This is a genomic window from Pseudomonas sp. JV245A, assembly GCF_032424515.1.
In the GTDB taxonomy this organism is placed as follows: Bacteria; Pseudomonadota; Gammaproteobacteria; order Pseudomonadales; family Pseudomonadaceae; genus Aquipseudomonas; species Aquipseudomonas protegens.
Window position 1 is genome coordinate 1 of the sequence record NZ_VYKE01000365.1, and the last position, 1497, is coordinate 1497.

The following is a 1497-nucleotide window of genomic DNA, read 5'->3' on the forward strand; positions in this document are numbered from 1 at the left end:
CACGCGGCCGGCCTTGATCGCCCGCCCCATGCGGTAGGCGCGGTTGATGTCGCGGGTCCACAGCCCGGCGCCCAGGCCGAACTCGCTGTCGTTGGCGATCGCCAGGGCCTCGGCTTCGTCCTTGAAGGTGGTCACGCCCACCACCGGGCCGAAGATCTCTTCCTGGAACACGCGCATCTTGTTGTGGCCCTTGAGCAGGGTCGGCTGGATGTAATAGCCGCTGGCCAGGTCACCTTCCAACAGCTCGGCGGCGCCACCGGTGAGCAGCTCGGCGCCCTCCTCCTGGGCGATCTGCAGGTAGGAGAGGATCTTCTCGTACTGCTGCTGCGACGCCTGGGCGCCGACCATGGTCTCGGTGTCCAGCGGGTTGCCGCGCTTGATCTTGACGATCTTCTTCATCACCTCGGCCATGAACGGCTCGTAGATCGACTCCTGGACCAGGGCCCGGGATGGGCAGGTGCAGACTTCCCCCTGGTTGAAGAACGCCAGCACCAGGCCTTCGGCGGCCTTTTCGATGAACTTGGGTTCGGCCTGCATGATGTCTTCGAAGAAGATGTTCGGCGACTTGCCGCCCAGTTCGACGGTGGACGGAATGATGTTCTCGGCGGCGCATTTCATGATGTGCGAGCCCACCGGGGTCGAGCCGGTGAAGGCGATCTTGGCGATGCGCTTGCTGGTGGCCAGGGCCTCGCCGGCTTCGCGGCCAAAGCCCTGGACGATGTTCAGCACCCCGGCCGGCAGCAGGTCGGCGATCAGCTCGGCGAAGACCATGATCGACAGCGGGGTCTGCTCGGCGGGCTTGAGCACCACGCAGTTGCCGGCGGCCAGGGCCGGGGCGAGTTTCCAGGCAGCCATCAGCAGCGGGAAGTTCCACGGGATGATCTGCCCGACCACGCCCAGGGGTTCGTGGAAATGGTAGGCGGTGGTCAGTTCGTTGATCTCTGCGGCGCCGCCTTCCTGGGCACGGATGCAACCGGCGAAGTAGCGGAAATGATCGGCGGCCAGGGGCACGTCGGCGTTGAGGGTTTCGCGCACGGCCTTGCCGTTGTCCCAGGTTTCGCTGACCGCGAGGATCTCCAGGTTCTGCTCGATGCGGTCGGCAATCTTCAGCAGCACCAGCGAACGGTCCTGGGCGCTGGTCTTGCCCCAGGCATCGGCGGCGGCATGGGCGGCGTCCAGGGCCTTGTCGATGTCCGCGGCAGTGGAGCGCGGGAATTCGGCGATCACCTCACCGTTGACCGGCGAGGTGTTGCTGAAGTACTGGCCGTCCACCGGCGGCACGAACTGGCCACCGATGAAATTGCCGTAGCGTGGCTTGAAGGACACGACGGCGCCTGGGGTTCCGGGTTGTGCGTAGATCATGCTGGGCCTCTGCTGGTCGATGCCTGTCCACGACAGGCGATGGCTCGATGGTAGAGAGCCCCGCGTGCCGGACGAATGCATCGTTGGCAGGGGGGCTCTCGTCATTTGGTCGTAGGTTGATTGCCCTGTGCGGGA

General features: G+C 65.3%; 1 protein-coding gene. It reads right to left on the reverse strand.

All coding sequences use genetic code 11. The features are described 5' to 3' along the window. Nucleotides 1-1362, reverse strand: a 1362-nt coding sequence (locus F6S12_RS31665) for an aldehyde dehydrogenase family protein (protein ID WP_315869849.1), incomplete at its 3' end; no start/stop codon positions are given. Nucleotides 1363-1497: the final 135 nt, after the last annotated feature.